The 2,173-nt window shown below is 24.9% G+C and carries 2 protein-coding genes; both read right to left on the reverse strand.

All coding sequences use genetic code 4. From position 1 onward, the window contains the following. A partial coding sequence (locus EHU54_RS05630; RefSeq protein ID WP_400249415.1) for a hypothetical protein occupies nt 1-717 on the reverse strand: 717 nt, incomplete at its 3' end. Nucleotides 718-1,202: 485 nt separating this feature from the next. Then, complete coding sequence (locus tag EHU54_RS05635) at nt 1,203-1,601, reverse strand: hypothetical protein (RefSeq protein WP_400249416.1); 399 nt, start codon at nt 1,599-1,601, stop codon at nt 1,203-1,205. Nucleotides 1,602-2,173: the final 572 nt, after the last annotated feature.

The raw sequence follows: 2,173 nt of genomic DNA on the forward strand, positions 1-2,173 counted from the left end.
TCCTTCTGAACCATCTTTATTAATAATTGGTAATTTTTTAGGAACCATATAGTATGTTGTTCCTTCAACAGTTTTCATTGCTCCACTCGTTTCAATTACGCTATTTATTTGATCGTTTGCTCCAAGTTGTAACTGTAATTTATTACGAATTCCACGAATAAAATCAGCCGAACCTAATACAACTGTTTCTGATGGGGTAAAGCCGTTTTCATATATTTTATCCATAATTTCATCGTGGATTTGTAAAGCATTTGTATCATCTGCTTTTTGTCCTTGAATAGTTGTAACTGTTCCTTTATTAATAATTTCTAAAATTTTATTGCGTTTATAAGCAACCTCAGTATCCATTGCTTGCTCAATATCGGCAGCCCAAAGATTAGGATTAAAATCACTTTCTACAGGGTCTAATTTACGAGCAAAAGTTAAAATTGTATCTAATTCAACAATTCCATCTTCAAATTCCACTGTTGAATATTTTAGTAGGTTATCATCAGTATTAAATACTTGACCGTTTGCTCCTAAACCTTCATTGTATTTAATATTTTTCTTTCTTTTATATGTTAAACCAAATTTATTTGCTTCTTTTCAAGCAAATAATGCTTCTCAACTAAATTTTTGTTGATAAGTTTGTAAATATCATTGTTCAAATGTTTCTCGGTCTCGTTTTGTTGCTTGATTAGCAATATCTCCGAAAATTCTTTGTGGGTTTTGTGCCATATTTTACTTCCCTCTTTCTATTTATTAAATACATTGTCTGTATCTAAAATATTGTTTTCTTTGTTTTCTACTTTTGGTACACCGCCAGTATTAACTGTTTGTACCTTAATTAATTCATCATAAACACTTTGTAAATGTGNTTTAATAACTTCAATNTCATCATTAATATCATAAGATTTNAGTAAGACATTTTTAAATTCTTCATTATCAGTTAAAGAATTATTGAATTTATTAATTTCAATTTGTTTTAATTGCATAGTTTGTTGTTCTAATTGTGAAATTAATTCAGTGTTTTTGGTTTGCAATTCGTTGATTTGTTGATTGCTATTTTCTAAATTATTTGCATTAAATTCATTAATTTCTTCAGAATTTTCTAAAATAACTTCTGCTGTTTTAATATCTAAGTTATCATTTTCATCTTTAATTGGTTCGTTGTTTTCATTAACAAGAACATATTTTACATTTTTTACCATTTTTTAACTCCCTTATTTTTTAATATTTGTGTTTGTTCTTTTTCTAATTGCTTTTTTAATAATTTCGAAACTATCAACTCTAAAAGATAAAAAATATCGTTTAGTTTTTATATTGAACTGATTAAATACTGAGCCTTTAATTTTTATCTCATCATCTTTTTTTAATTTCAAAAACTCAGTTAAAATAGATGGGTTATATATTGATAATGTTGAGTAATTTAATCCATCTCATTGACATTTAGCCGAACAAGCATCAACTTCAATCCCACCAGCAACCAGTGCCTTAATTTTAGTTTTAATCGGATTTTCATGTAATCTAACAGTTAATTCTAATTTATTAACTTTTTTATTTTTTATTTTAGGTTTATTAGTTGTTGATTTTTTAGGTAAATTACTTTTTGCTTGTGCCATTTTTATCAACTCCTTTTGTTATAAAATATTGTAAATGTTTCCAAGCATCGTGTTCGTGTTCTGTCATTTTAATATTTCCTTTATAAAAATAATTTTTCTTAATAACTGGTGATTGTAAAACATAATTTAAATTAAATAGATATTTGCATAAAACTTTTAAACCACCAATGAATTTAGGAGTAGATAATGGGTTTTTTATTTTTAAACCTTTATGAAGTTGATAATCTTCAATTATTACAATAACTTTATTTAAATAATAACAAATTTTATTTTTAAACTCATTTAATATTAAATACATATTATTTATTGCTTCTTCTTCATTTTTGGAAGTAAAAGTAATATTATTAATTATTTTCTTTTGCAAAACATTATAAATAATAATACCAGTTTGTCCAATTCCAGCAGGGTCAATTGCAATAATATATTTTAATTTATTTGNTTTATTTTTTTGTCAATTTGTAATATTTTTCATCCATCTGATGCTAAATCTAAAATATCGTTAATTTTATAATATTGCATATAAGAAGCAATAACATCTCACTTGTCTTTAAATAAATTTAAGTACATTTTGG

It is taken from the genome of Spiroplasma sp. ald (assembly GCF_044714355.1).
GTDB lineage: Bacteria > Bacillota_I > Bacilli_A > Mycoplasmatales > Mycoplasmataceae > Spiroplasma > Spiroplasma phoeniceum.